General features: G+C 67.9%; 18 protein-coding genes. 10 read left to right on the top strand and 8 right to left on the bottom strand.

The genetic code is table 11. The features are described 5' to 3' along the window. The first annotated feature begins 93 nt into the window (after positions 1 to 93). Positions 94 to 1,587, top strand: coding sequence for a sensor histidine kinase (locus tag KEG57_RS47515; RefSeq protein ID WP_272422685.1), 1,494 nt, complete (start codon positions 94 to 96; stop codon positions 1,585 to 1,587). Beyond that, positions 1,584 to 2,969 carry a sigma-54-dependent transcriptional regulator gene (locus tag KEG57_RS47510; RefSeq protein ID WP_272422686.1) on the top strand — a complete coding sequence of 462 codons (1,386 nt, stop codon included), beginning with the start codon at positions 1,584 to 1,586 and terminating at the stop codon, positions 2,967 to 2,969. Before KEG57_RS47515 ends, KEG57_RS47510 begins: the two co-directional genes overlap by 4 nt. Positions 2,970 to 2,979: 10 nt before the next feature. Here the strand turns inward: KEG57_RS47510 and KEG57_RS47505 are convergent, their stop codons facing one another. Both KEG57_RS47505 and KEG57_RS47500 read right to left on the bottom strand, forming a co-directional pair. After that, entirely contained in the window at positions 2,980 to 3,591 is a 612-nt protein-coding gene (locus tag KEG57_RS47505) for a Kazal-type serine protease inhibitor family protein (protein WP_272422687.1), read from the bottom strand. A 35-nt stretch (positions 3,592 to 3,626) separates the two neighbouring features. Beyond that, on the bottom strand, positions 3,627 to 4,331 hold the full coding sequence (locus KEG57_RS47500) for a hypothetical protein (RefSeq protein WP_272422688.1): 705 nt from the start codon (positions 4,329 to 4,331) through the stop codon (positions 3,627 to 3,629). Positions 4,332 to 4,469: 138 nt separating this feature from the next. On the opposite strand from KEG57_RS47500, the gene KEG57_RS47495 reads away from it, so the two are divergent. Then, positions 4,470 to 9,266 carry a sigma 54-interacting transcriptional regulator gene (locus KEG57_RS47495; protein WP_272459756.1) on the top strand — a complete coding sequence of 1,599 codons (4,797 nt, stop codon included), beginning with the start codon at positions 4,470 to 4,472 and terminating at the stop codon, positions 9,264 to 9,266. Between the two features lie 27 nt (positions 9,267 to 9,293). On the opposite strand, the gene KEG57_RS47490 is transcribed toward KEG57_RS47495, so the two are convergent. Continuing rightward, a complete protein-coding gene (locus KEG57_RS47490) occupies positions 9,294 to 10,331 on the bottom strand; it encodes an alpha/beta hydrolase family protein (protein WP_272459755.1) in 1,038 nt (345 codons plus the stop codon). A gap of 139 nt (positions 10,332 to 10,470) precedes the next feature. Here KEG57_RS47490 and KEG57_RS47485 point away from each other — a divergent pair, with 139 nt between their 5' ends. The 4 genes from KEG57_RS47485 (at position 10,471) to KEG57_RS47470 (ending at position 15,356) form a co-directional block, all read left to right on the top strand. After that, positions 10,471 to 11,529, top strand: coding sequence for an endonuclease/exonuclease/phosphatase family protein (locus tag KEG57_RS47485; RefSeq protein ID WP_272422692.1), 1,059 nt, complete (start codon positions 10,471 to 10,473; stop codon positions 11,527 to 11,529). A gap of 130 nt (positions 11,530 to 11,659) precedes the next feature. Continuing rightward, positions 11,660 to 12,337, top strand: coding sequence for a hypothetical protein (locus KEG57_RS47480; RefSeq protein ID WP_272422693.1), 678 nt, complete (start codon positions 11,660 to 11,662; stop codon positions 12,335 to 12,337). Between the two features lie 738 nt (positions 12,338 to 13,075). Beyond that, positions 13,076 to 14,437, top strand: coding sequence for a hypothetical protein (locus tag KEG57_RS47475; RefSeq protein ID WP_272459754.1), 1,362 nt, complete (start codon positions 13,076 to 13,078; stop codon positions 14,435 to 14,437). Between the two features lie 19 nt (positions 14,438 to 14,456). Then, positions 14,457 to 15,356 (top strand): hypothetical protein, encoded by a 900-nt coding sequence (locus KEG57_RS47470; protein WP_272459753.1) that lies wholly within the window; start codon positions 14,457 to 14,459, stop codon positions 15,354 to 15,356. A 14-nt stretch (positions 15,357 to 15,370) separates the two neighbouring features. On the opposite strand, the gene KEG57_RS47465 is transcribed toward KEG57_RS47470, so the two are convergent. From KEG57_RS47465 to KEG57_RS47445, 5 genes are all read right to left on the bottom strand, one after another. Further along, the gene (locus KEG57_RS47465; protein ID WP_272459752.1) at positions 15,371 to 15,559 is read right to left on the bottom strand and encodes a hypothetical protein; all 189 of its coding nucleotides are present in this window, start codon (positions 15,557 to 15,559) and stop codon (positions 15,371 to 15,373) included. A gap of 73 nt (positions 15,560 to 15,632) precedes the next feature. Next, positions 15,633 to 17,162, bottom strand: a complete 1,530-nt coding sequence (locus KEG57_RS47460) for a restriction endonuclease subunit S (protein ID WP_272459751.1) — start codon at positions 17,160 to 17,162, stop codon at positions 15,633 to 15,635. Beyond that, positions 17,159 to 18,577: a class I SAM-dependent DNA methyltransferase gene (locus KEG57_RS47455; RefSeq protein WP_272459750.1), complete on the bottom strand. Its 1,419-nt coding sequence runs from the start codon at positions 18,575 to 18,577 to the stop codon at positions 17,159 to 17,161. Before KEG57_RS47455 ends, KEG57_RS47460 begins: the two co-directional genes overlap by 4 nt. 53 nt (positions 18,578 to 18,630) lie before the next feature. Beyond that, positions 18,631 to 22,044, bottom strand: a complete 3,414-nt coding sequence (gene hsdR / locus KEG57_RS47450; protein ID WP_272459749.1) for a type I restriction-modification system endonuclease — start codon at positions 22,042 to 22,044, stop codon at positions 18,631 to 18,633. Positions 22,045 to 22,157: 113 nt separating this feature from the next. Continuing rightward, complete coding sequence (locus KEG57_RS47445; RefSeq protein ID WP_272459748.1) at positions 22,158 to 22,964, bottom strand: Nif3-like dinuclear metal center hexameric protein; 807 nt, start codon at positions 22,962 to 22,964, stop codon at positions 22,158 to 22,160. Between the two features lie 61 nt (positions 22,965 to 23,025). Here KEG57_RS47445 and KEG57_RS47440 point away from each other — a divergent pair, with 61 nt between their 5' ends. From KEG57_RS47440 to KEG57_RS47430, 3 genes are all read left to right on the top strand, one after another. Beyond that, positions 23,026 to 24,129, top strand: coding sequence for a glycosyltransferase family protein (locus tag KEG57_RS47440; protein WP_272459747.1), 1,104 nt, complete (start codon positions 23,026 to 23,028; stop codon positions 24,127 to 24,129). Positions 24,130 to 24,210: 81 nt separating this feature from the next. After that, entirely contained in the window at positions 24,211 to 24,582 is a 372-nt protein-coding gene (locus tag KEG57_RS47435) for an NlpC/P60 family protein (RefSeq protein WP_272422703.1), read from the top strand. Between the two features lie 7 nt (positions 24,583 to 24,589). Beyond that, complete coding sequence (locus KEG57_RS47430; RefSeq protein WP_272459746.1) at positions 24,590 to 25,279, top strand: class I SAM-dependent methyltransferase; 690 nt, start codon at positions 24,590 to 24,592, stop codon at positions 25,277 to 25,279. Positions 25,280 to 25,628: the final 349 nt, after the last annotated feature.

The raw sequence follows: 25,628 nt of genomic DNA, 5'->3' as shown, positions 1-25,628 counted from the left end.
GTGACCGAGCCGGTTACAACACGTGACCCGCGCGGACACGAGCGGCCTCGCGTCGCGCTGGCTTCGGGTCATGCCCATTGCTAAAGGCGGGGCATGGCGGTGTCGTCGTCGCCGCAGGCGTATCGCCTCCGCGGCCGTCTGCTCCTGACCGTGAGTCTTCTCGTTGCCCTCGTGCTCGCGAGCGGCGCGAGCGCCGTGGTTTCGGCGCTCGCGTCGCGTCGAGCCATCCTGAAGGCGCACGACCTGGAGGTGGCCTCGCGCCGCGCGGCGCTGCTCAGCGTGGTGGCGCGCGAGCAATACATCCACGAGGCGCACACGATCATCCTGCGCGACCCCTCCCACATCGCGCATCACGACAAGTGGGTCGACAAGCTGAACGACGAGCTCCGCGCGCTCCGGCCGATGGTCGACGACGCGGGCGAAGGCCGCCTCGACGCGATCGCCGACGCGAGCTGCGACTTGAGCTGCGTCTTCACGGAGGAGATCCTGCCGGCGATCGATCGCAAAGACTGGGCGGAGGTGCATCGCTCGCACGAGCGGGCGAACGCTCTGGTCGACAGGATGACGGAGCACGCCGACGCGGTCGCCGGCTACTTCGACGGCGAGGCCCTGAAAGCCGAAGGCGAGGCTGCGAGCGCCGTGCGGCTCGCGCTCGTGATCGCCGTGGGCACGGGCCTGCTCGCGGCCGCGGTGGCCCTCGTCGCCGGGCGCAATTTGTGGAGGTCGTTCGCGACGCCGCTCGGCTCGCTCGAGCGTGTCGCGCGGCGCGTCGCCGAGGGGGATCGGACGGCGCGTGTCGAGCCCGTCCCCGCGGTCGAGCTCGCGGTCGTGGCGGACGCGATCAATCGTATGCTCGACACGCTGAAGCGCGCGGAGGCGGATCTCGTGGCCGCCGAGCGATTGGCGGCGATCGGGCGGGTCGCGGCGGGCGTGGCGCACGAGATCAACAATCCCGTCACCGTCATCCGCGGTTACCTGAGCACGATGCGCGAGGAGGTCGAAAACGATTCGATGCGCGACGAGCTCCGGATCCTCGACGAGGAGGCGGCGCTTTGCCAGCGCATCGCGGAGGAGCTGCTCGTGTACGCACGTACGCCCGCGCTCGTGCCGCGCCCCGTGGACGCGGCCGATCTGCTGCGCGATGCGGCGGATCGCGCCGAAAGCGTGCCCTCGCGAAGGCCCATTTCATCGGGCTCGCCGACCGTCGTGGTGGACGCGGAGCCTGCGATGATCCGGGTCGATTCCTTGCGGATCCGGCAGGTGATCGTGAACCTCGTCTCGAATGCGCGCGAGGCGATGTCGAGCGACGAGCCGGTCCTCGTCGAGGGGCATCGCGAGGGTGACGGGTATCGTTTCGAGGTGCTCGACCGCGGCGAGGGTTTGTCATCCGACGTGATCGACCACGTCTTCGAGCCTTTTTTCACGACACGGCGGGATGGAACGGGCCTCGGCCTCGCGGTCTGTTATGGCCTCGTCACCGCGCATGGCGGGCGCATCCGGGCGGAAGCGCGGGCCGGCGGGGGCGCGCGGTTCGTCGTGGATTTGCCGGGCGTGATCGTGGACGCCGGAAAGGAAGAAGCCGCGTGAAGCCGACGATCCTGGTGGTCGACGACAAGCCGAACATGACCGCCATGCTCGCCAAGGTGCTCGGCAAGCTCGGGCGTGTCGTTACCGCGCGTGGCGTGCGATCGGCGCTGGAGGCGCTGGAGAGAGAGCCGATCACCGTGGTGCTCTGCGATCTGCGCATGAGCGACGGCGACGGGCTCGAGGTGCTCCGCGCGGTGCGCGCTCGCTGGCCGGGGGTGCCGTTCATTTTGATGACGGCGTATGCGACGGTCCCGACGGCGGTGCAGGCCATGCGCGAAGGTGCGTACGATTACGTCACGAAACCCTTCGAGACCGACGCGCTCAAGGCCCTCGTCGAGCGCGCGCTCGCGCAGGCGGCGGTGCTCCACGAGAGCCACGAGCCGCGTGACGTGGACGGGTTTGGCGCGATGATCGGGCGTTCGCCCGCGATGCGCCGGGTCTATCAGCTCATCGAGCGCGTCGCGCCCACCGACGCGACGGTCTTGATCCTCGGCGAGACGGGGACCGGCAAGGAGCTCGTGGCCCGCGCGATTCACGAGCGCTCGTCGCGGGCGCCCTCGCGCCTGGTTGCCGTCAACTGCGCCGCCATTCCGCGGTCCTTGATCGAGAGCGAGCTTTTCGGCCACGCGCGCGGCTCCTTCACGGGCGCGACGTCCGACCGCGCCGGCCTCTTCGAGGAGGCCCACGAGAGCACGTTGTTCCTCGACGAAATCGGCGAGCTCCGCCCGACGATCCAGGCGAAGCTCACGCGCGTGCTCGAGGAGCGCTCCGTTCGACGTATCGGCGAGCCGCGCGAGCGGAAGGTGGATGTCCGGGTGATCGCTGCGACACACCGGGACGTCCGCGGAATGGTGAAGGCTGGATCGTTCCGCGAGGATCTTTGGTTCCGCCTCAACGTATGCGTGCTCGAGCTTCCGCCGCTGCGCGAGCGTGCGGAGGACATTCCCCTGCTCGCGCAACGTTTCCTCGCGGAACGAGCGCCGCACGCGGGATCGAGCGCGACGCGGTTTTCCGATGCAGCGCTTTCTGCGCTCAACGCTTATCGCTGGCCGGGGAACGTGCGGGAGCTCCGGAGCGCGGTCGAGCGGGCGGCGATCATCGAGACGACGCGGGAGATCACGCTGGGCTCATTGCCGCCGGAGATCCAGGGCGGGAGCGCGGCAGGGGCCACGGGCGCGCGTGATACCGAGCTCGCGAAGCTCACGTATCGCGAGGCCGTCGATGCATCACGCGCCGAGGCGAGCCGCCGATACCTGGAGGCGGTCTTGAAGAGGTTTTTCGGGGACGTGACGGCCGCGGCGGAGCACGCGGGGATCGAGCGGGAGAGTTTTTACAGGCTGCTCCGGCGCGCGGGGCTTTCGGCGGACGAGTTTCGCAAATGACCCTGCGTGATCAGGGGCAGGCTCCCGCCGTCGCGACGGCCGTGCCGGCCGCGTTGGCGGTGCACGCGTTCGCGTGCGTCTGGCCGTCGCATCCACAGACCGGGTCGTAGTTCTGGTCGCACGCTTCGGGCTTGGGCTTGCAGGTCCCGGCCTGATCGATGATCGCCCCGCACATCGTGTCGATCGGAACATCGCAGAAGTAGCCCTCTTCGCAGAACATGCCGGATTCCTCGCTGCACAGCTCGCCGGCATCGTTCTCGATGCAGGCGCAGCCGCAATCCGGGCTCGAAAAGAGCACCTGCCCCTCGGGGCACATGATGAAGGATGCCAAGCACGTGCTGAAGTCCGTCGAGACGTAGTGGACCGCAGAATCGTCGGGGCTCGGGCAGGATACGGAGCAATCGCCGTCGCTCGCCGGACAGAAGTCGTCGCACGTGCCGTCGTCGTACCAGCCTTCGAGGGCGCACACGTCGGCGCCTTCCTTGGTGACACCGTTCATCGCCCGGGCCTCGTCCTTGGTGAAGCCCGTTTGCTCGCCGCCGCCCGAGTCGACGGTGCTGCCGCAAGCAGGCAAAACGAGGAGCGCGAGCGCGAGGAGCGTGAGCGTGTTCGATCGAAGCATGATGTTCTCCTTTTTCCTGGTGAATCGATTGGGTTTCAGGGAATCACGAAGAGCGTCAGGGGGCGGCGATCACGAATGGCGCCGGTCGTCTCGACGAAGAGCACGTCGACTTGCTCGTCCGCCTGGGCGCCGACGTCGACCGTGATCGTCGCGGCGCCGCCCGGCGCGAGGAGGAAAGGCGCCGCATTCGAGAAGCCGAATGCGGCGTTTCCGCGGCGCAGGCGAGGCGCGAGGAACGAGAGCTCGTCCGGGCATTCGTTTCGAACGACGAGGTTTTTCGTATCGCCCGCCCCGTCGAACGAGACGGAGAGCGAAGGCTCGAGCAGGAGGCACTCGGCGAGGGGCCGCGGACCCGGCTCGAACGTGGCGCTGCCGGCGGAAAGGACGAGATCGACGGGCTTCGAGCGACCCCCGCCCGGACCCACGATCTCGACGCGGAACTCGTCCGTCGAGATGCCGGGAACGATGATTTCGAAGCTCCCATCCGCGGCGACCTTCGCCGCGAGAGGCGCGTCCGCCGTGTCCAGGTTCGTGACCACGACGTTGCCTTCGGGCGGCGTGACCGCGCCGGGCTCGCCCAGGAAACGCACGTGGGTGGACACGTCCATGGGCCCGCCCGGCGAGATGAGCTCCGCGTCGAGCGTGGGTTCTTCGGGGGGCGTCGGCTGGGGGCTCACGATGCACGCCCCAAGCGCGAGCGACGCGGCGACCAAACGAAGAAGCACGCGACCAGAAATCATGCGCGGGCCGTTAGCAGGGGGCGTACCAAGGCGACGCCCACGGGCGGAACGCGCGAATTCTCGCGGCGGAACGCGTGGTTCAGCCGCAGGAAGTGTCTCGTTGCGACATGTGAGACACATGTGAGACATTTGGCGAGCTTGGTCGCCCCGGGAGAGACCCTCGCCCACCGGTATCGGATCGTCGCGACGCTCGGCGAGGGCGGCCTCGCGCGGACGTTCCTCGCGCGGGACCTCGTCCTCGAGGCCGACGTCGCGCTGAAGGTGCTACGGCGCGCGGAGGACGAATGGGCCCTCCGCGCGGAGCTCGGTTACCTGGCGGGCCTCGTCCACCCGCACCTCGTCCGCGTGCTCGATTTCGGCTCCCTTCCGCGGGACGGCGAACACGCGGCGCTGCACTACCTCGCGACCGAAGTCGTCGCCGGGCGTGAGCTCGATCGGGCGGCGCCTTCGTTCGAGGCGCTCCGCGGGCCGCTCGTCGATGCGCTGTCCGCGCTCGCGTTCCTGCATCGCCTCGGGCTCCGGCACGGGGATTTCAAGCCCGCCAACGTGATGGTCGACGAGCGTGGTCGTGGTGTGCTGCTCGATCTGTCGTGCGCGGGCCTCCTCGGGAGCGTGGCGGTGCCGAGCGGGACGCCGCGGTTCATCGCGCCCGAGGTTTTACGGGGAGAACGCGCGGATGCGCGCAGTGATCTCTTCGCTGTCGGCGTGACGCTGCTCGATCTCGCGCGCGAGCATGGGCTGCCTCCTCTGGTGGAGCGCCTCGCGCGCCGGCTCGCCGATCCGGATCCCGCCGCGCGTCCCGCGTCCGCGGAGGAGGTCATCGAGGCGCTCGGCGGGCATGCGTCGTGGATTCACGTCCCGCCTCGGGAGGCGCCGCGGCTCGTGGGTCGGGAGGCGGAGCTCGGCCTTCTCGTGGCGCTGCTCGACGGCCTCGAAGCGGGGCGGGCCGGGCCGCGGGTAGCGATCGTCCGCGGTCCGGAAGGGGCAGGGAGGAGCCGCCTGCTTCGCGAGCTCAAGTGGATCGCGCAGACGCGGGTCGCGACCGTCGAAGCCCTCGCCACGACACGAAGGCCATTTGGATCGCTCGTGGAGCGCGCCGCCGCCGAGCCGCTGGCCGAAGGGAACTTGCGCGCCGCGCTCGAAGCGCGGGATCGGCTGGTTCGTCGAGGCACACCGGTGGCGTTGCTCGTGGACGACGTCCACCTCCTGCCCGACGATGATCGCGAAGCGCTCTCGGCCCTCGCGCGGTCGCTCGATCCAGCCGATCCCGTGCTCCTCGTCGTCACCGAGATCGACCACGCGAAGGGCGTGTTCCTCGGCGAATCCGCGGGGGCCACGGGGATCGGGCTCAGGCCGCTCACGGCGCACGCGGTGAAGCGGTGGATGCTGGACGTCGGCCTCTCCGGCGTCGAGGCCGAGCTCTTCGCCGCCACGGGCGGGCACCCCGCGGCAATCGCCGAGGTCGTCGCGGAGCTACAAGCCGGCAGCGCGGCGGAGGGCGAGCTCGATCGTGCAGTCACGATGGGGAGGCTCGTCCCGAAGAGTGCACGAGCCGCCGTCACGAGCGCCTTTCCGCCGGCCGAGGAGCGCGCGCTGGCTCTGCTCGTTGCGCTCTCCGGCCGCGCGCGTCTCAGCCTGCTGTCGAGCCTCGGGGTCGATGAGGTGAACGTCTCCACGCTGGTCGGCCGCGGCCTCGCGCGGCGGGATGCCGATGCCCTGCGGATCACGCGTCGGGAGGCGGCCACGCTCGCCGTGAGCGACGAGGCGATCCGTGCGGCACACGCGGCGATCGCGGCGTCGTTCGACGCGCGCTCCGTGGATCCCGCGACGTCGCCGGAAGAACGTTTGGAGGCGGCAGGGCAGGCCGTACGGCACTGGGCGCTCGCGGGACGGGCGAACGAGGCAACACGTCGGCTCGCCGAACACGGGGCCGACGCGGTAAGGCAACCACGCGCATTCCGGGGCGCAGCCGAAGCGGTGGTCGACGCCGAGCACGCCGACGACGAGGTGTGGCTGCTCGCCGTGCGTGTCATCGAGCTCGGCGGCCATCCAGCGCGCGCGCGCGAGGCGATCGAACGAAGGCTCCCACGCCTCACGAGCGGGGCTCCGCGTGGCGGCGCGCTCCTCACGCTCGCGAGTTGCCTCGCCCAGCAGGGAGAGGCGCAGCGGGCGCTCACGGTCCTCGCGGAGGCCGCGCGCGAGCCTCTCGACGAGGTGGGCCGGGCGCGACGCGCGGATCTCGAAGCACGCGCACTCACGCGGCTCGGGCGTCACGCGGAGGCGCGCGTGGTCGCCGAGGCCGCGCTCGAGGCCGCGCCCGCGTTGCCGGACGACGACGTGCGCGCCGACCTCATCGAGGATCTCGTCGTCGCCGCGACCCACCTCGGCGATCTCCGCACGGCGCGGAAGTTCCTTTCGCTTTCGGCCGCCGCGACCGCGCGCTCGCCGCGGCGCCTGCTCCGCGCGCGGAGCTACCGCGCCATTCACGATTACCGCGCGGGCGACGTCCGCGCGGCGCTCGCGGGCCATCGCGAGGCGCTCTGGGTCGCGGAGGAGCACGGCTTGAGCGACGCCATCGCGCGGACGTGCTTGAACCTCGGCACCGCATGCCACCAGCTCGGCAAGTTTGCCGAGGCACTCGAGGCGTACGAGCGCGGCGCGCGGGTCAGCCGCGCGCTCGGGCAACAAGACGTCGGCCTCCTGTTCGCCTCGAACCTCGCGAAGTTATGGGCCGATGTCGGCGCCTTCGAGCGAGGCCTGCGCACCGCGACACGCACCGAGGCGGATGCCACGGCCGCTGGGCTCGTGGCCATTGCCGCGGCGGCGGCGTCGGCGGTCGGTGAAAATGCGTTTGGCCTCGGCGACCTCGCCGTTGCCCGCGACGCCGCCGAGCGGGCCCGCGGGGCCTTCGATCGGCTCGGAATGGCGCGCGAGGCGGCCGAAGTCGCGCTCGAACGGGCCGACATCGACCTCGCGGCCGGGGACCTCTCGGCCGCCGCGCGAGCACTCGATGCAGTGGCCGGCGAGGCGCGCGAGGCGCCCGACGTCGCGGCGCGGGAAGCGCTCGGGCGGGCGGAGCTCGACCGATTGCGGGGTGCGCCCGCCAGCGGGCTTTCGCGACTCGAAGAAGCGCTCTCCTTTGCCGAACGCGCAGGGCAGCCCGACCTCATTGCAGTTTGCGCGAGCCGGCTCGCCGCGGCGCTCGACCCATCAGGCGAACGGGCGCGCGCCATTCCGCTGCGCGCCCGCGCGGACGCGCTCTGGGAGGAAGCCGTTTCGGGCCTCGCGCCCGAGCTCCGGAGCGCGTTTTTCGCCCATCCACGACGGCGCCTGCGGACGCCTGTCCCTCTCCACCTCGGAGGCGCGCCCCAGGGACGCATGGAAAAACTCTCGCGCTTGCTCGACCTCTACCGGAAGCTCAATGGCACCGACGAGGCGAATGGCATCCTCGTCATGGCGCTCGACGCCGCGATCGAGCTCACGGGCGCCGAACGAGGCTTCCTTGTGCTCGAGGACCCGCGCTCGGGGGCGCTGCACGTGCCGGCCGCACGGAACGTCGATCGCGAGCAGATCGGCAAAAGTCACCTCAAATTCAGCCGCTCGATCGCCGAGCAAGCGATGCGCACGGCCCAGCCCGTCTGCACCGCCGACGCGCGCGAGGACGAACGTTTCCGTGAAAATGCCTCCGTGCACGCCATGCGCCTCCGGTCCGTCATTGCCGTCCCGATCCGGTCCCCCGACGGCGTGATCGGCGCGCTTTACCTCGACAATCGATTCACCGAGGCGCGATTTCGTGAGGCCGACATCGACCTGGTCCTCGGGTTCGCCGATCACGTCGCGCTGGTCCTCCGGCGCGCGCGCCTCATCGAGGACCTCCGGCGCCGCACCGAGGAGCTCGAAGCCGAGCGCAGCAAAGTGGAGGAGCTCGCGCGGCTCCAGGCCGCCGAAATCGTACGCCTCGGCGACGAGGTGCGCGCGAAGCAAGAGGCGCTCGACCATCGCCACGACGATCGGGGCATCATCGGCCGGAGCCCCGCCCTCCGCCGCGTGTTCGCGACGCTCGACCGCGTCGTCACGTCGCCGCTGCCGGTGCTCGTCCTCGGCGAGAGCGGCACGGGCAAGGAGCTCGTCGCGCGCGCCGTGCACGACGGGAGCCCGCGCCGGGCGGGCCCCTTCGTCGGGATCAATTGCGCCGCATTGCCCGCGAGCCTCCTCGAAGCGGAACTTTTCGGCCACAAGCGAGGCGCCTTCACCGGCGCGGATCGTGATCGCGGGGGCCTCATGGTGGCGGCGTCGGGCGGCACGCTGTTCCTCGACGAGCTCGGCGAAATGCCGCTCGAAGTTCAGGCCAAATTGCTCCGCGTCCTGCAGGAGCGCGTGGTGCGCCCGCTCGGGAGCGACACCACGGTCCCCGTCGATTTTCGGCTCGTCTGCGCGACGAACCGGACCCTCCGGACCGAGGTCCGTTTCGGCCGTTTTCGCGAGGATCTCTATTACCGCGTCGGCGTCGTGGAGGTCACGCTTCCCCCGCTCCGCGACCGGCTCGAAGACTTGCCAGAGCTCGCGGCGCACCTCGTCTCGCGCGCGGCCCGTGAGCTTTCCAGGCCAGCGCCGCGGATCACGCCCTCGGCCATGCGCGTGCTGCTCTCCCATTCCTGGCCCGGCAACGTGCGCGAGCTCGAAAACGTGCTCATGAAGGCGATCGTGCTCGCCGAGGGCGACGTGATCCGACCCGGCGACCTCGGCCTCCGGGACGCGCGGCCTTTGCCGTCGCGGCATGTCGAGCGGCCTCGCGGGGATGCCGAGCGCGAGGCCATCCTCCGTGCGCTCGCCGAGAATGGCTGGAATGCGGCGCAGGCGGCGCGATCGCTCGCCATTCCACGCGCGACCTTTTATCGCCGGCTTGAACGGTATGGGATTGCGCGACCGAGGTGACCCTCCCGAGCCTGGAGGCGGGACATTTCATTCCCATGCCGAGAGCCACGCGGCGATCCGTTGCATGGCCGCCGGGGCGAACGTCTCCTCGATCTGCTCGTATTCCTCGAGGGCCCCGGTGACCGCGGTCTGAAACAGATGATTGAGCCCCGGCAGCTCGATCACCTCCGCGCGTGGATTGCCGCCGGCCTCGAGCGCGGCCGTGATGCCCGCGAGGTGCTCACGTGCTGGCGCCTGGAGATCCAAAGAGCCCCCGAGGGCGAGCACGGGGCAGCGAACGGCACGCAGGAAGGGCGCCGGACCTCCGCGCAGGAAACTCGTGAACGAGGGAGCGCTCACGATGGTGACCATGGTTTCGGCGGTTCGCTCGATTTCGTCGTCCGCCGGACGCTCGTCCTCGGGCAGCGCCGCGAGCTCTTCGAGGAGGACACGTTTTCCCATCTCGAAAGCCGCGCCCGTGTTCGGCGCGGCGAGCACGGCCGCGAAGACTCGCTCGTTCATGCGGCGTTCGCGCAGGATGGCGGCCTCGTCGGCGCCGCGGCTCCGGGCGAGGAGAGCGCTTTGCATGTGGATTGCATCGATCCCGGGCAAACCGGGGCCGGCCAGCATGACGAGGAACGCGAGCTCCGGGTCCTGCGCCGCCGCCATCGCCGCCACGAGGGCGCCCTCGCTGTGTCCGATGAGCCCGATCCGGCTCGGATCGACCGCTTCGTATTGCCGCAGGAATGCAAGGCCCCGGGCCACGTCCCGCGCGAGATCCTCCTGGGTCGCCTGGGTATCGTCTCCCGTGGAGCCGCCCACGCCCCGATCGTCCGCGCGCAGCGTGGCGAATCCGCGCCGGGTCAGGTGATCCGCGAGGACGAGGAAAGGGCGATGGCCCGCGACTTCTTCATTCCGATCTTGCGGTCCCGAACCCGTTACGAAGAGCGCGGCTGGCGCCTTTGGCACAGCCCGCGGCAGCGTCAGGGTGCCGGCGAGTGTGATTTCGGGAGACGCTCCCTCGTAGGAGACGTCGCGCTCGTCGTAGGGAAACGGGGGAACCGGGTCTTGTGGTCTCCGGGGCATGACGCGCGTCAGGATGACCGAAAAGCGAGCACGCCGCACCGGCGGCACGCGTTGAAGTGTCTCAAGAGCGTCACAATGGGTTCCGCACGCTCGGCCGAACGGCTCGTTCCTCGCGTCTCCGAGTGCTAGACCTCTCGATATGACCCCGGCCGACGCACCGACCCAGGAAGCTCCTCGTTCGAGCGACCGTCGGTCCTTTCGCGACCGGCTCCTCGACGGCCTCGTCTGGTCCTACGGCCTGGTCCTCGTCGCCGTCCTGGTCACGCGTTATGGGCTCGGGGATCGGACATGGTGGTCCTTCGCGGCGAACGCATTGCTTCTTTACGCGTTCTTGCCGGCGCCCTTGATTCTGGCCGTGGTAGCGCTTCGTCGCCGGCGTGAGGGGGTTGTCATCGTCGTCCTTTCGGCGCTCCTCTTCGTGTGGCTCTGGGGCGGTCTTTTCGTGCCGTGCGGTAAAACCCCGCAGGCAACCGAGAACCAGCTCCGCATCATGAGTTACAACACGCTCGGTTTCAATCCGAACACGGCCGCGACGATACGCGTGATCCGCGAAGTGAATGCCGACATCGTGGCGCTGCAGGAGATGACGCCCGAGCATGCAGATGCACTGGAGCAAGCGCTCTCCGAAAGGTATCCCTACCGCCTGCTCGATGCGAGACCCGGCGTGACGGGCAGCGGCATTCTCAGCCGCCATCCGCTCCGCAAAGTCGATGCGAGCCCCCTCGATCGTATCGCGTGGATAGGTACACCGATGGTCGTGGAGCTCGATATCGGGACAGAACGCGTGACCTTCGTCAATTTCCACACCGTCGCCGGGCCTGCGAATGCGCGCGTACGCGACGAGCAAGCGCGGGCCCTCGCCGACTTCGCGGACGCGCACGCGGGCCCCTTGATCTTCGCGGGTGATCTGAACGCGACCGATCAGAACGCGGCACATGCGATCGTCACCCGCGCGATGCGTGATGCCTGGCGCGAGGCGGGGTGGGGCTTCGGGCACACGTTCCCGGGCGAACCCACGCCCGCGCGCGGCGGCTCACGCCCGGTCCTCCTCGGCGTGCCCGTGCCGACCTGGCTCGTGCGAATCGATTACATCTTTCACTCGAACGCACTCGAAACGATCGACGCGCGGATCGGCCCAGGCGACGGCGGCAGCGATCACCGTCCGGTTGTCGCCACGCTTTCGTTCGTGACGAAATGAATGGTTGGTGCGCAGCCCGCCCCCTCCCTCTCCGACCTCCGCTTGACACCCTTCTGTCATTTCTGTTAGTGTCGTTTGGCACGAACACACACGATTCGGACGTCTCGACTCACACAGAGCGGGGGTTTCCGTGAACGATATGCACTCCTCGCAGTCATCAAAATACCTTGGCCGCCTCAAGCGCGCGGCCTCCACGTTGCTCATCGCCGCGATGCCCGTGCTCGGGCTCGGCGTCGTTGCAGGCTGCGCCTGGACGCCCACGAACCTCCGCGTGGATCCCGCATTCACCTCCAAGGAGCTCGTCACCGGCAGGATCGCGATCATGCCCGTGAAGTTCGACACCACCCACGTGGGCCCCAGGGAGCGCTCGCTGGTGGTCGCGCAATTCATTCGTGCGACCCGGCAGAATCGGCAGGACATCCCGATCGTCAGCAACGCCGAGCATGATCAGGCCCTTCAGGGGGCGCTCCAAGAAGAAGCCAAGTACCTGCGTGTCTACGAGGAGGGAGGCACCGACCCGAGCCGGCTCGCCGAGCTCAAGACCTCCCTCAACGCGCGATACTTCGTCCTGGCACGCCTGCATTACGAGCAGGTCGTCCATGGCGCCGGGAGCATGGGCGGCAACGCCGTCGAATCCACGCTTTCAGGGAAGGTGTCGATCGTCGATACGACCTCAGGCGCCATCGTGTGGGAAGGAGAATTCTCCAGCACGCGGAGCGGCGTCGACACCCAGGTCGACCCCCACCCCTCCGCGCATGGCTTGCCATTCTTCTCGACCTTCGTCCGCGCCTGGCCCAAGCAGCCCTGAAGCCCATCGGGCAGCCGTTGCGCCGGGGTTTCACCCCGGACCCGACCAGGGGTTGTCCACCCCTGGACCCGGACCAGCGCAAGCGCTGGACCCGGGTTCGATGAACTGCGCATCGCGCAGTTCATCGAACAGATCGAGGCAAGACCCTGCCAACCAAGACCGCTGTGACCGGCAACACCGTCCCTGGTCTTGCCACCGGCCTGTGGAAGAACCGCGCATCGCGCGGTTCTTCCAACCCGAGTCCAGGGCTTGCCCTGGTCCGGGTCGAGGGGCGGATAGCCCCCGCGGGGCCCGGGGCAGCGCCCCGGCGCGGCGCAACCAGCTAAAAACAAGCGTTTCGACCCGTCTTCGCGCGATATCGGTTTCCCGATCCGGCGTTCGACCCTTCCTCGACGAAAAAACGGTTCCCTGAATCGCCTCGCGACGCGTCTTTTGTGCGGAAGGCCTCTCCCAAATTTGCCGCGGAAGGGTCGCCTGCGAAACGATGGTCTTCCAAATCTCCTTCTGACCCGTCCGCGGCGCGTCGAGGAGAGGCGCGGTCCGGAAAGGAAGGGTCGCGGCGCCGCTGAGCCTTCCGTTTTTTGTAAAGGAAGGGTCGGGCGACAAAAAACGGAACCGTTGTTTCGGCGAGGAAGGGTCGGCGGGCGGTTCGACCTTCCGAGATCGGCGCGAAACGGGTCGGGGTGTGGTTTTGGTGGAAAGTTGCCCCGCGCACACGTTTTCGGTGTCCTGACTCGCATGCGTCGCCATGCGGCCCTCTTCCTGCTCACGGTCCTTCTCGTCCTGTGCGTGCCGTCACTCGCCCGCGCGGAGATCCGCGTCTGCGTCAGGCCGCCGGACGTCGCGCCGAACGTGAACGAATGGGCCTATTCGCCGGGGGCGAAGGCTATGTGGACCACGAGACGCGCGAAGTTCACGCTGAAGAGCCAGGGGCTCACAACCTACGTATTCGACCCCTACGCGCCGCCCGCGAGCGCGAAACTCCTACCGATCCCGCACAACAAGCTGACCTGCCCCACGCCGCCGCCGCGCCCGATGCCGGCCCCGGCAAAGGACGCGCCGAAGGCCTCGGCCGAGGAGGACAAGGCGGGGGCTTCCACGTCTGCCGAGGCCTCGGAGACGCCGAAGCCGCCGCCGGCGAAGGACGAACAAGTCGACGTCGTGCCGCCCGGCGTGAAGATGATGCCGGAGCGCCCGCCGGAGGAGCCTCGGCCCTCGCCGCCTCCGCCCGAGGGCGTGCTGTCGAACGAGCCGCTCTTGCCGTCAGAGTCGACCTTGCCGAAGAAGGACGAGGTGCACCCGCCCAAGTGCGTGGACGAGCATTGCACGCTGGTGGATCGGGGCGGCGCGCTGCCGGAGCTTCAGCATCGGCAAGGGCGTCCCCTCGTGAGCGCGGTCCCGTGTGAGCAGACGAAGGAGGGGTGCAACGGGAACGGGAAGGGCAAGGCGAAGCCCCTGACGCCGCTCGAACGGATGGTCCGCGAGCTGACGATCGCTTCCGCGATGCTGAACGGCGAGTTCAATCACGACCTCGCCCGCAAGGATGGCAAGCGGTTCGGCATCATCGGCGGCGATAACGAGGACGGCGTCGACAACGCCATCGTCCAGGCCGCGGCGGCGATCACGCAGGTCGCGTCGGCAGTGCTCGTCGGGCAGGCTGAGAAGTTCGCGAAGAAGCTGGAGGAGGCTTGCGCGAAGAAGGCGCCGATCATCCTGGAGGGGGCCGAGAAGGTGTCCAAGGAGACGGCTGAGCTCTTGGCGACGCAGTACGGGAGGACGATCGCGGATGCCCTGGAGCAGAACGGCGCGCTCGGGCCATACAAGGTGATGCGCGAGTTCACGCGGGGCCTGGAGGGGGACTACCAGGCGCATCACATCCTGGAGAAGGCGATGGCCAGCAGGTGGGGACTCACGAAGGAGCTTGACGAGATACCATCGGTGATCTTGACGAGCGCAGAACACAAGAGGATCACAAAGTTGCTCGACGAGGCCAGGGAGAGGTTCCCGAAGACCAAGAAAGGCCTCTGGCAGGCATACGAGGACGTGTATAAGGATGTTCCGCACTGGCTCGCGGCCATCAAGCCCTATTTCAGGAAATGAGATATCGCGAGACGAGGATATGAAAACCGAGGTCAAGGTTCTTTTCGCAGCGCAACACATCCCTGGTGGACTGGAGGCCGTGTTCGGACCGGCGGGAATACCGATGGATGTCGCGGAAGTGCAAGACTTCACGCTGCAACGCAAACGGCAGATCCGGGTAAACCTGACGCTCGACGAGACCGACAAACGCCTGTCGGTGCTCTTGGACCTCCTCAAGACACACGGGATCAGCTGGCTCGAACGGCGCTACGACTGCTTCACCGACGAGGAGCTCGAATCCACGCGGCTGCTCGTCATGTGGTACGACGTCAATGCCGAGGTCTTCGCAGGGCCGCGGGTGGGCACGACCTACGACGTGTCCGAGGCGTGCAATCGTTGCGGCGCCGGGGCCCGGCAGACGTCCGCCATGATCATCGACGGGGAGTATCTTCATAGACTCGAAGGCCGGCGCGCCGCAGCAACTTGCTACGACGACATGCTCGTCGACGAGAAGCTGGCCGGCACGCTCGCGGAAAGCGGCCTGATCGGGATCTCGTTCCGAGGTGTCTTCGCAGCCTTCGAAAAGAGAGGCCACATTCAGCTCCCATGGCGGCAGATCTGCGCTACGCACACGATGCCGCCGCTATCACCACGTTCGACAGGAATCGAGCGTGACGAACTCTGCTCCTGCGGACGGAGCGGTTTCCTCGGACAGGCGGAAGTTCCTCTCCGCCTCGTCTACCGCGCCTCGGACCTGGTGGACATTCGCGACGTCAACGTGACCTGGGAATGGTTCGGCGATTTCCACTTTGAAGGCGACGTGAGCGACGCCCTCTTCCCGTCCCCCTTGTTCCTCGTCACCCCCAAGGTCTGGCGCATCTTCCGCGACGCAGGCGTCACCGGATTCGACTGGATCCCTATCCAGGTCGTCGACGAATAGGTCCGCCGCGCTCGCTACCCCTCGTCCTCGTCCTTCACCAGCCCCCAGGCACGCAAGAACGGGTTGTGCCTCGGATCCCGCGCGCGCTGGGCCCTCGCCTCTTCTTCCGCTAGCATTTTCAGGAGCCCGTCCAGCGTCTTCCACTCGGTCTGCACGGACGCCTCGATGTCCGTAGGACCCTGCGTGTGCAGCCACGCGGTCACCGCGGGGAGGGGAGGGATCGACGGGGCGCGAGGAGGTCCTACGTCCGCTGGTCTGTCCAGGGACGTGCGGGCGTCAATCGGAAGTGTGTGCTGTAGCGGCGGCGTGCCGCTTGCCGCGTTTGGGCTTCTTGCCGGTGGGATCGGTGGCCTCGGCGCGGAGGCGGTCGAGGAGGAGGGAGGCGGGTTCGTCGGTGGGGTCTTGGGGGACGAGCTCGCCGCGGAAGGCTTTGGAGAGGACGGAGCGGTCAAGGTCTCCGAGCTGACTCTCAACCTTGGACCGCGCCTCTGATAGAAACCTTATTCGCTCGCTGAACCGTTGAAGCTGCGCGACGATCTCCGCCTGCTCGCGAAGCGGCGCAACCGCCACCTTGACACTGGTTATATCCTGGAGACCAAGCCCGGCTTTCGTCACTCCCCGATTGGCGCCGACGAGCTGGTGCTTGCCCCCGGTCGGCGTGCTCAAAAACAGCGCCAGATACTCGGAGAGCTCCCTCGACACGGGGCGAGCCAAAGCGATGTGCTGGTTGACATAGGCTTCGCCAATGCCATCCCTGACGATCCCCACCATGCCAACGTCCGCCGTAATTGATATGAGCACATCGCCTGGTTCAACGCGGGTACGGCTGCCTTCAGCTCCAGGCGGCGGAGTAACGCACTGCCTGTCGCTGAGGTCGAGTTCGATGGTATGATGTTCAAGGTTCCCAATCCGAATAAACAGCGGCCCGGCGTCGCTGTAGAACTCCGCCCAACCACGCGACCCACTGGTTACGAAGCTGAGCAACTCCGCGCTCGTTGCCCACGCCCACCCCTCCGGCAACTCCGGCAGCTCACTCACGTCGACCGGCTCCGGCTCCTCGTACTTCGCCTTCCACCGATCCCCCGGCACCTTCCCCTTCGCCCGCATCTTCGCGAGCTCCGCTTCCTCCCACCGCCGCCGCCGCTCGGCGCGGATGCGCTGGAGGAGCACCTCGGCCGGCTCCACGTCGGGGGTTTTCTCACGCCAGGCGACGGTGAGATCCCCGCGGAACGCGGCGGCGAGCACGGATTGGCGGAACTGTTCGAGGAGATCGGGGACGGCGTCGAGGGCTTCCTTGGCGCGGCGGCTCCTGGTGGTGAGGGATTCGAGTTTCGCTGTGATTCGGTGTTGTTCCCGCAGCGGTGGGACAGGTACCGGTAACTGAACAAGCGCGTCTTGGTTCACCTTTGGGAGCAGCGTGCGACCCTGGTTCTCCGACACGAGCTCCGTAAACTCGGGGCTGATGAGCCACCGGTGAAGGTATGACGCATCAATTCGACTCGATACGGGGTACATGTCGGCGCTGCATAGCCCGGCGAAATCCACGAGTACTGCCTTCGCAAGGTAGGGGCGGATCTTGGAGTATACAATTTGACCAGGTCTGAATGTATGCTTGGGGCTTGTGACTTTGTCGCTTCGTATCGTGGTATAGGGTAGCAGTACACCCGTTCCCGACTCGATATGGTTCGGCGCGACATGAGGCGCGTCCTGGTGATCGCTAGGGTCGACCAGATTCGATTCGATCTTGGCGACATCGCCGAAGCGTGCCCAGGCCCAAGACGGAGGTAGGTCCCGCTCCTGCATCATTGAACCTCCAACTCCGCCCTGAGCCCCTCAATCTCCATCACCGCGATCCGCAACTTCTCCAAAATCTCGTCCGCAATCTCCTCGGGCTCCGGCAAATCATCCGCCCCGCGGACACTCTCATCCTTGAGCCACGCAATATCGAGATTATCCCCCCGCCCCCGAATCTCCTCCCGGGTGAACTTCCGGAACCGCCCCGTCTCCCCCTGATCCTTCCGTTTGCTCTTCCCGAGCGGATCCTTCCCGAACGCCGCCTCGAACTCCGCAAAATGATCCCGCCCGAGCGGCGTCCGCTTCCCGAACGAAGGCATGTTCGCCCGCATGTCGAACACCCACACCGCCTTCGTGTGGCCCTTGTCCGTCGTCCCGCGCGTGAAAAACAAGACGTTCGTCTTCACCCCCTGCGCATAAAAGATCCCCGTCGGCAGCCGCAGGATCGTGTGCAGGTCGCACTTCTCCATCAGGTCCCGCCGGATCTCCGTCCCCGTGTTCTCCTCGAACAGCACGTTGTCCGGCAGCACCACCGCCGCCCGACCGCCCGGCCGGAGGCCCCGGTAAATGTGCTGCAAGAACGCGAGCTGCTTGTTCGACGTCGGGAAGGTAAAATCGTCCCGCGTCGGCAGCCCGCCGCCCTTCTTCGTGCCGAACGGCGGGTTCGTCAGGATCACGTCCGCCTTGTCGAGCTCAGTCCCCTGCGACGAGAGCGTATCCCCGAGCAAAAGCTCGCCCTCGATGTCGTGGAGCATCAGGTTCATCAGCGCGAGCCGATGCGCGTCCGGCACGAGCTCGACGCCGTAAAACGCCTTCTTCTTCTGGAACGCCTGCGCCTTCGCGTCGAGCGTGAAGAGCTGGTCCGTCTTGCCCTTGATGTACCGGTCGGCCGCGATCAAAAAGCCAGCCGTCCCCGCCGCCGGGTCCTGCACCTTCTCCCCCGGCTGCGGCTGCACGAGGCTCACCATCGAATCGATCAGCGGCCGCGGCGTGAAGTATTGCCCCGCTCCCGACTTCTTCTCCGACGCGTTCTTTTCGAGCAGCCCCTCGTACAGATCCCCGAGACCCTCGGTCCGCGCCGAATACCAGTCGAGCTCGTCGATCGCATCCACGAGCTTCTTCAGGTTCCGCGGCACCTTGAGCGACGTCGTCGCATTCGCGAAGATCGCCTGCACACGCCCCGAGCCCTCGGTGCCGAGGTGCAAAAGCAGCGCGCGATAAAAGTTGAGCTGCTCGACCCCGTCCTTCGTTTCGAGATCGCCCCACCGATACCCCTTCGGCAGGTGCTTCTCCTGGTCCGTCTCTTTCATCATCTTGAGAAAGAGAAGGTAGGTCAGCTCGGTGACGTACTGGTGGTAGGTGATGCCGTCGTCCCGGAGAACGTGGCAGAGGTTCCAGAGCTTCTGGACGATGTCGGTCGTGGACATGGGCGGGAGGTTCCGGCGGAAGAACTACGCGAGTCCGGCGCCGAGGTAAAGGCTCACCCCGCGTCCTTCCAGACCTCCTCGCGCAGATCCCCGAGGATCTCGTCGAGCTTGCCGGAAAACACCTTGTCGAGGTGCTTGAACCCGCCGTTCGACTTGAAGGCCTCGCTCTCGTCGATGGTGGCGCGATCCACGACCCGCTCGCGTTCGAGCTGCTTGCCGATGCGCTGGAGCCATTGCCGCTGGATCGACGTCCAGCCCGGCCGCGCGAGGATCTTCGCCGTCGCCCGCGCGACGCGCTCCTCGTACGGGACGAGCGGATCCCCGAGCGCGGCCTTGCGGATGTAGCCGATGATCGACGCCGCGAAATCGGCGTTCGAGGCCTGGCGCCACGCCGTCTGCAAAGCCGCCTCCGTGTACCCCTTCGCGTCGAGCGCGAGGAGCAGCTCGCGCAGCGCCGCGCGCGTGAGGTCCCGCGGGCGCTGCGTGACGACCACGAGCGCCGGGATCTTGTTCATGTTCTCCCGCAGGAACGCGGAAAAACTGTCGAGGTAGTCCTCGGGGCGCGTCCCCTTGCCATAACCGACCTCGACGGCCACGACCCGATCGACGTGGTCGGAGACGAGCAGTGGCCGCGATTCGCCGAACCGCCCGTCGAGCAGCGGCACGAGATATTCGTGCTGCCCGAACCACGCGACAGCCTCCTCGGGGCTCTGCCGGCGAAGCATCGCCGCGAGGGACGGCGGGGGCATCGAGGCGATGCCCTCGAAGCGCACGAGGTCGTCGCCCTTCAAAGACGGCGCCTTGCGCCGGAGCTTGGCGACGAGCTGATCGAGCGCGAGCTTGCGCGCCTCGGGATCCCCGTGCCCGAGCTCCGCGACGAGCTGCGCGAACGTGATCGTCGGCGAGGGCGCGACGGGCTTCATGTCCGTGTATTGCTCGAGCGCGTCGTAAAGCTCCACGGCGTCGAAGATCCGGAAGACCGTCTTGCCAATCTCGGGGCAGAGCCGCGTCGCGCGGCCGAGCATCTGCTCGTAGAGAATGCGGCTCTTGACGCGGCGGAGAAAGACGAGGTTCGCGATGCGCGGTACGTCGATCCCCGTCGTGAGCAGATCGACCGTGATCGCCACGTTCGGCAGGCGCTCGTTCTTGAACTCGCGGATCCGCTGGAGAGGCTTGTCGCTGCTGCCCGTGATCTTCTTGACCGCGTCGTTGTCGATCGCGCCGTACTTCGCGGTGAAGACCTCCCGAAGCAGACGCTCGACGAGCTGGGCGTGGTCGTCGTTCACCGCGAAGATCAGCGTCTTCGCGTCGCCCATCGGGTCGATGTGGTTCGCGAGCGCCTCGCAAACGGCGCGGTTGAAGTTCTCCGTGATGACGGCGCGGTTGAAGCCGTCGATCTCGATCGTGACCTCGTCTTCGAGGTGGATCAGATCGATCTGCGCCTTGCCCGGATCGTAGACCTTGACGTCCTCGCCCTTGGCCCATTGGATCCCCTTCTGCGCGAGCTCCGTCACGATACGAATGGGCGGCTCGTGATCGATGAGCATGCCGTCGATCACGGCATCGCGGTACGAGTAGCGGAACGCGGGAGCGCCGAAGATCTGGGTCGTATGCAGCGCGGGCGTAGCCGTGAGGCCGATCTTCACCGCGTCGAAGTGGTCGAGGACGCGACGATACTTGGAAATGTAGTCGTCGAAATCGCGGAAGCCGAGTTCCGTCTCGGAGAGCTCCCGATCGAGCGTGTAGCCGCGGTGGCATTCGTCGACGACGAGGCAATCGTATTGATCGACCGGCGGGACGTCCGCGGGATCCGCGGCGTTGAGGACCCGCTTCACGAGGCTTTGCACCGTGGCGATGTGGAGCTTCGTATCGCCCTCGGGCTTGATGTCCCCGAGCTCCTTCATGTCGAAGATCTGCGCGAACGTCTGCAGGTTCTCGAGCCGCGTCTCCTTGAACGCGTTGCCGGCCTGCTCGCCGAGCGCGCTGCGATCGACGAGGAAAAGCACGCGGCGGAAGCGCTTCGCCTTGAGGAGCCGGTACACGAGCCCGATCGCCGTCCGCGTCTTGCCCGTCCCCGTCGCCATGGCGACGAGGCAGCTCGGTTTTCCTGTCTCGATCGCGGCCTCGACGGCCTGGATGGCGCGGATCTGATACTCGCGCAGGCCGAGGTAGCCCGTCGGCTCGCTGCGGAGCTTGTCGTGCGCCGCGTCGATGTCCTGCTTCATCAGGGCTTCGAGGCCCTCCGGCGAATACCAGCCCTGGAGCGGCTTGCCCGCGTTTTCGTCCCGGCGCGCATCGCGGAACCAGATGCCGCTCTTTTCCCGGAGCTGTTCGAGGTAGGGCCGGCCGTTCGTGGCGAAGAGGAACGGCACCCGGTGCTTCACCTTCCCCCACGGCCCCCCGGCGAGCTCCACGCCGTCCTTCGCGAGGAGGCCGGCGCTGTACCGCGCCGATTGATCCAGCTTGCCGGCGACGTCCTTGTGGAACCGCTTGGCCTCGACGACGCCGAGGGCCACGGTGCCGACGAACAGCACGTAATCGGCCCGGCCATTCTTCGTGGGCCACTCGGCGATGGCGCGATTCTTCCCCTTCTCGGGGCGCGCGCCGCGCTTGTAGGAGAGACGCTCGGAATCGACCTCCCACCCCGCCGCGCGGAGCTGCTCGTCGATGAGCCGGCGCGTCGCGGCCTCGTCGAGGTAGACGTCGCGTGACGCCTCGGCGGCACGAGCAACGAACTGCTGGGTCTCGGCGGGAGCGGCGGCGGCCTTGGCCTGGAGCACGGCGAGCTCGGCCTCGATCGCGGCCTTCTGCTTCGCGACGGCCTCGATGTCCTTCGCGCGCCGCTCGGCCTCCTCGGTGGCGAGCGCCTCCCAGAGGGCCCGCTCGTCGGCCTCCTTCTGCGCGAGCTGCTCCGCCGTGAGCCGCTTCTTGGCTTCCTCCTCGGCCGCGGCGCGCATGGCCTCGACGTCGACCTTGCTCTTCGCGAGCTCCGCGCGCAGCGCCGCGAGCTCCTTCGCGAGCTCCTCGTCGTCCTTCGGCCCGGGTGGGGGGACGAACGGGCCAGGATCGAACTTGCGATGGTTGCCGAACGAGCGCTGGAACCAGATGCCGAGCTCGCGTGCCATCTTGAGCTGGTGCAGGGCCTCGTGATGCGTGCCATGCGCGTCGTGCGCGGCCTTGTTCCCCGTGAGGCGGAGGTCGTGGAAGATCTGCTTCGTGCGGACGTCGAGCGCGCCGCGATCGTGGAGCCGGTTGATGAGGACGGCCTGGTTGTCCTCGAGCGGCGACGTGTAGAGCCCGAGGCGCGCGGCCGCGTGCTTCGCGAGGCGCTCGCCGAACTGCCGGAGCTTGAGAAGGCAGGTGTTGGGATCGTCGGCGAAGTACCGCTCGGCCTGGGTGCCGAGGATGGCCAGAAGCGGATCGTGATGCGCGAGGAAGGCGAAGTTCGGCGACGAGGTAGGAGGCACGGGCAAGCCTGGGCGGAGAGGAGTGGTTCCGTTTATGGACAACACACCTCGGCGACGAGGGGAAGGCGCTTTCCGCCTTCAGTACGAGAACCCGAGCGCTGCGTTTCTCAGGGTCACCTCACCACGAACGGATCCCGGTCCGCCCCGCTCACGAACACCGAGAGACCTGGCAGCGCCCCGGCGATTCGCTCCCGGATGCGCGGCAGCACCGCCCGCTCGCTGTTCGAATGCAGCGCGCACACCACCGTCATGCCGAGCTTCGCCGCACGCAGCGCGTCGTGGTGCCTCATCTCGCCGGTCAGGTAGAGCTCTGCCCCCTGACCGAGCGCATCCTCCACCATCGCCCCCGCGGCCCCCGCGCTTGCCGCCACCGTTCGCACCATTCCCGTCGTCGGACCTGCCACGAGCAGCGCCTCGATCCCGAGACCTCGCTTGATTCGCTCGAGCAGCTCCTCTCGCGGCGCCTCCGCTTCCAGTGCGCCGATACGCCCGAGCCCGAGTGATTCTCCCTCTGGCGCCGGACCGAATTTTGCGCCTGGCGCGCGCATCGGACGGCGCGCGGGCAGGCCGCGGCCGAGGCCGAGGATGTCGGCCAGGAAATCGTTCGTCCCGCCCTCGGCCACGTCGAGCGCCGTGTGCGGTGAATAAATGGCGATCCCGTCCCGGATTGCCTCGAAGATCGACCCCGGCGAAACGACCCGCTTCATCGCCTCGAAGATCGGCGGGTGGTACGAATACACGAGGTCCACGCCCTTCTCGCGCGCCTCGGCGGCCACGCCGGGCGTGTAATCGATGCAGAGCAGCGCCGCGCGAATCTCGGCTGCCGGATCGCCCACGAGCAGGCCCACGTTGTCCCAGCCCTCGGCGAGCCGGAGGGGGGCGATCGATTCCAGCACGGGGAGCACGTCGAAGAGGCGCATGAGCTCTGCTCTTATCACAAAGCCCGCCCACGCCCGACCCTTTTGCGCTACCAGAGGGGCCATGCCCGCGGCGCACCCTGCGCGTATCGTCGTCTACGCCTCCGATCACGGCTTCGGCCACGCCGCCCGCATGCTCGCGCTCGCGGCGCGCCTCGCTGACGACGGCGTCCCCGTCACGCTCTGCGCCGGCGCTGCCGCGCCCATGATCCGCGCCGCCTTGCCCTTCCTCGCGGCGCACGTCGACGTCGCCGCGGCCTCGCTGGACCCCGGCCTTGCCCCGCGCGCGGGTGCCCTCGACTTCGACCTCGACCGCTCCCGCGAGGCCCTCGCCGCGTGGCGCGCCGATCTCCCTCGCCTCGTCGCGACCGAGGCCGAACGCCTCGTGTCCCTCGGCGCCGCGCTCGTCGTCGCCGACGCCCCCGCCGCTGCGATCCTCGCCGCCGACCGCGCGGGCATTCCCGCCGTCGTTTGCTCGAACTTCACGTGGCTCGACATGTACGCCGGCCGATTCGGCAGCGAGGTCGACGAAACCCTCGCCGATGCGTATGCCCGTGCGCGCCTTGGGTATCGCCTCCGCCTCGGAGCCATGCCTCTCGCGGGCCTCTCCGCCATTGAAGACACGGGCGGTGTCCTTGCCCGTCGCCCGCGCCGCGATCGTGCGGACATCCGCCGTGAGCTCGGCGTTTCCGAGGGCGACCTTCTCCTCGGCCTTGGCCTCGGCGGCAGCCTCGACGCCGTCCTGTACGACGTCCTCTCCGCCTCCGCGCCTGCCTCCGGCGTTCGGCTCCTCGCGCCCTCCCACGCCCCGGATTCGCAGCGCAGCGGCCCGCTCGTCCATTTCCCTGCCATCACGCCCGACCCGCAGAGTTATTTCGGCGCCTGCGACCTCGTCCTCGCCAAGGCTGGTTATTCGACGCTCGCCGAGGCCGCCATTGCCGGCGTGCCGCTCGCCGTCTTCCCGCTGCTCGGGAGCCCCGAGTCGGTGCGCCTTGCCCACGACGTCGAGACGCTTGGCCTCGGTGTCCGGCTCACCGACGAGACGGAAGCGCGCGCCGCGTTATCGCGACCCGAAGCCCTGTTCGACGCTGCGCGTCGTGATTGTTGCGGCCCTTTGCCCGACGCGGCGCCGGCGCTTGCCGCAGCGCTCCGCGCCCGTTTGCCCTGAGGACGTACCAAAAGGGGGTTTTCATCGGCGCCATGTGCGTGTAAACTCTCGTCATTCTTCGCAAAGCGGGAGGCCTCTTCCATGGGATACGAAATCGCACAGGTGGCCCGGAACTACGAGCGGATGCAAGGCCGGGAGATTTCCTACGCCGAGATGAAGTGCAACCAGTTCGTCGTCGCCGTGCTGCGGGCCGCGGTGAACCCGAAGTTCCCGAACATGCTGGCAAATGACTTCTCGAGCTCACCCTACTTCCAAAAGGTGAGCGAGCCCCAGGCCGGCGACCTCGTCCACTGGCCCGGGCACATCGGAATCGTCCTCGATCCGGATCAGGGCACGTTCATCGGCTCGCAGACCTCGACGGGTGTGGCCGAGGCGAACTACAAGAAGGGCTACTGGAACGGCTCGTACGGCGGCAAGAAGCCGGACACGTTCCTGCGTTACACCGGCTACTGATCCCCGCATGACGCGCCCCCAACTCGACGCCGATCTCCGCAAGGCGATAGGCGACCTCCGCGCGGGGCGACCCGTCTCCGATCGCACGTTCGATAAGCTCTTCCCCGAGCCCATCCGGCGCGTCTCGTCGCGCTTCTGGACCCCCCTCGTCGTCGCCCGCAAGGTGAGCCACCTCCTCGCCGAGGAAGGCGGCCCCGTGCTCGACGTCGGCGCCGGCGTGGGCAAGCTCTGTATCACGGGCGCCCTCACGACCGACGCGGTGTTCCATGGCATCGAGCACCGCGCGGCCCTCGTCGAGACCGCGAACGAGGTCATCGACGCGCTCGGGCTCGTGGGCCGGGCCGAGGTGCGTCAAGGCACGCTCGACGACATCGATTGGGATGCGTATCGGGCCTATTACTTCTGCAATCCTTTCGAGGAAAACATCTTCCCCGAGGCCAGGCGGCTCGACGACGCCATTCCGCTGACCGAGGATCGCTTTCGCGAGGACACGGCGCGGGTGGAGGCGGCGCTCGACGCGGCCCCCGTGGGCACGCGGATCGTGACGTTCCACGGGCTCGGGGCGCGGGTGCCGGCGACGTACCGGAAATACCCCGAGCGGACGGCCGGGACGGCATTCCTCAATTTGTGGATCAAGGTCGAGGCCGGGAGCGCGGGCGGGGAGGGGATGTTCGACGGGTGGATCGCGGGGCGGTGAGAGGGTGTTCCGCAGCGTTGCGCCGGGGTTTCACCCCGGACCCCGACCAGGGGTTGTCCACCCCTGGACCCGGACCAGCGCAAGCGCTGGACCCGGGGCGACAGCGCGCGATGCGCGCTGTCGACAGGGAAAACGCTCCTGGCAAGCAGGGCAGCGCTGCTGTCTCCGCTGGCAACGCCGCTCGTGGTCTTGCCACGGGCCCGTCCGAGAAACCGCGCGATGCGCGGTTTCTCGGCCCTCGGTCCAGGCCGTGCCCTGAGCATTGGTCTCATCTCGCGAGCCCATTCTCCCTGAGCACCCGTAGCATCTCTGCTGCGGGTGCCAGTCGTTCGAGCCCGCGGCTGATGGT

The organism is Polyangium jinanense (assembly GCF_028435365.1).
The sequence above is the reverse complement of the archived record's forward strand: the minus strand, read 5'-3'. Positions and strand labels throughout refer to the sequence as shown.

Bases quoted from the DNA above. Each gene is read 5' to 3' on its own strand.
- KEG57_RS47515 (WP_272422685.1), top strand. From the start codon at position 94: ATGGCGGTGTCGTCGTCGCCGCAGGCGTATCGCCTCCGCGGCCGTCTG.
- KEG57_RS47505 (WP_272422687.1), bottom strand. From the start codon at position 3,591: ATGCTTCGATCGAACACGCTCACGCTCCTCGCGCTCGCGCTCCTCGTT.
- KEG57_RS47500 (WP_272422688.1), bottom strand. From the start codon at position 4,331: ATGATTTCTGGTCGCGTGCTTCTTCGTTTGGTCGCCGCGTCGCTCGCG.
- KEG57_RS47490 (WP_272459755.1), bottom strand. From the start codon at position 10,331: ATGCCCCGGAGACCACAAGACCCGGTTCCCCCGTTTCCCTACGACGAG.
- KEG57_RS47485 (WP_272422692.1), top strand. From the start codon at position 10,471: ATGACCCCGGCCGACGCACCGACCCAGGAAGCTCCTCGTTCGAGCGAC.
- KEG57_RS47475 (WP_272459754.1), top strand. From the start codon at position 13,076: ATGCGTCGCCATGCGGCCCTCTTCCTGCTCACGGTCCTTCTCGTCCTG.
- KEG57_RS47470 (WP_272459753.1), top strand. From the start codon at position 14,457: ATGAAAACCGAGGTCAAGGTTCTTTTCGCAGCGCAACACATCCCTGGT.
- KEG57_RS47460 (WP_272459751.1), bottom strand. From the start codon at position 17,162: ATGATGCAGGAGCGGGACCTACCTCCGTCTTGGGCCTGGGCACGCTTC.
- KEG57_RS47455 (WP_272459750.1), bottom strand. From the start codon at position 18,577: ATGTCCACGACCGACATCGTCCAGAAGCTCTGGAACCTCTGCCACGTT.
- KEG57_RS47445 (WP_272459748.1), bottom strand. From the start codon at position 22,964: ATGCGCCTCTTCGACGTGCTCCCCGTGCTGGAATCGATCGCCCCCCTC.
- KEG57_RS47440 (WP_272459747.1), top strand. From the start codon at position 23,026: ATGCCCGCGGCGCACCCTGCGCGTATCGTCGTCTACGCCTCCGATCAC.
- KEG57_RS47435 (WP_272422703.1), top strand. From the start codon at position 24,211: ATGGGATACGAAATCGCACAGGTGGCCCGGAACTACGAGCGGATGCAA.
- KEG57_RS47430 (WP_272459746.1), top strand. From the start codon at position 24,590: ATGACGCGCCCCCAACTCGACGCCGATCTCCGCAAGGCGATAGGCGAC.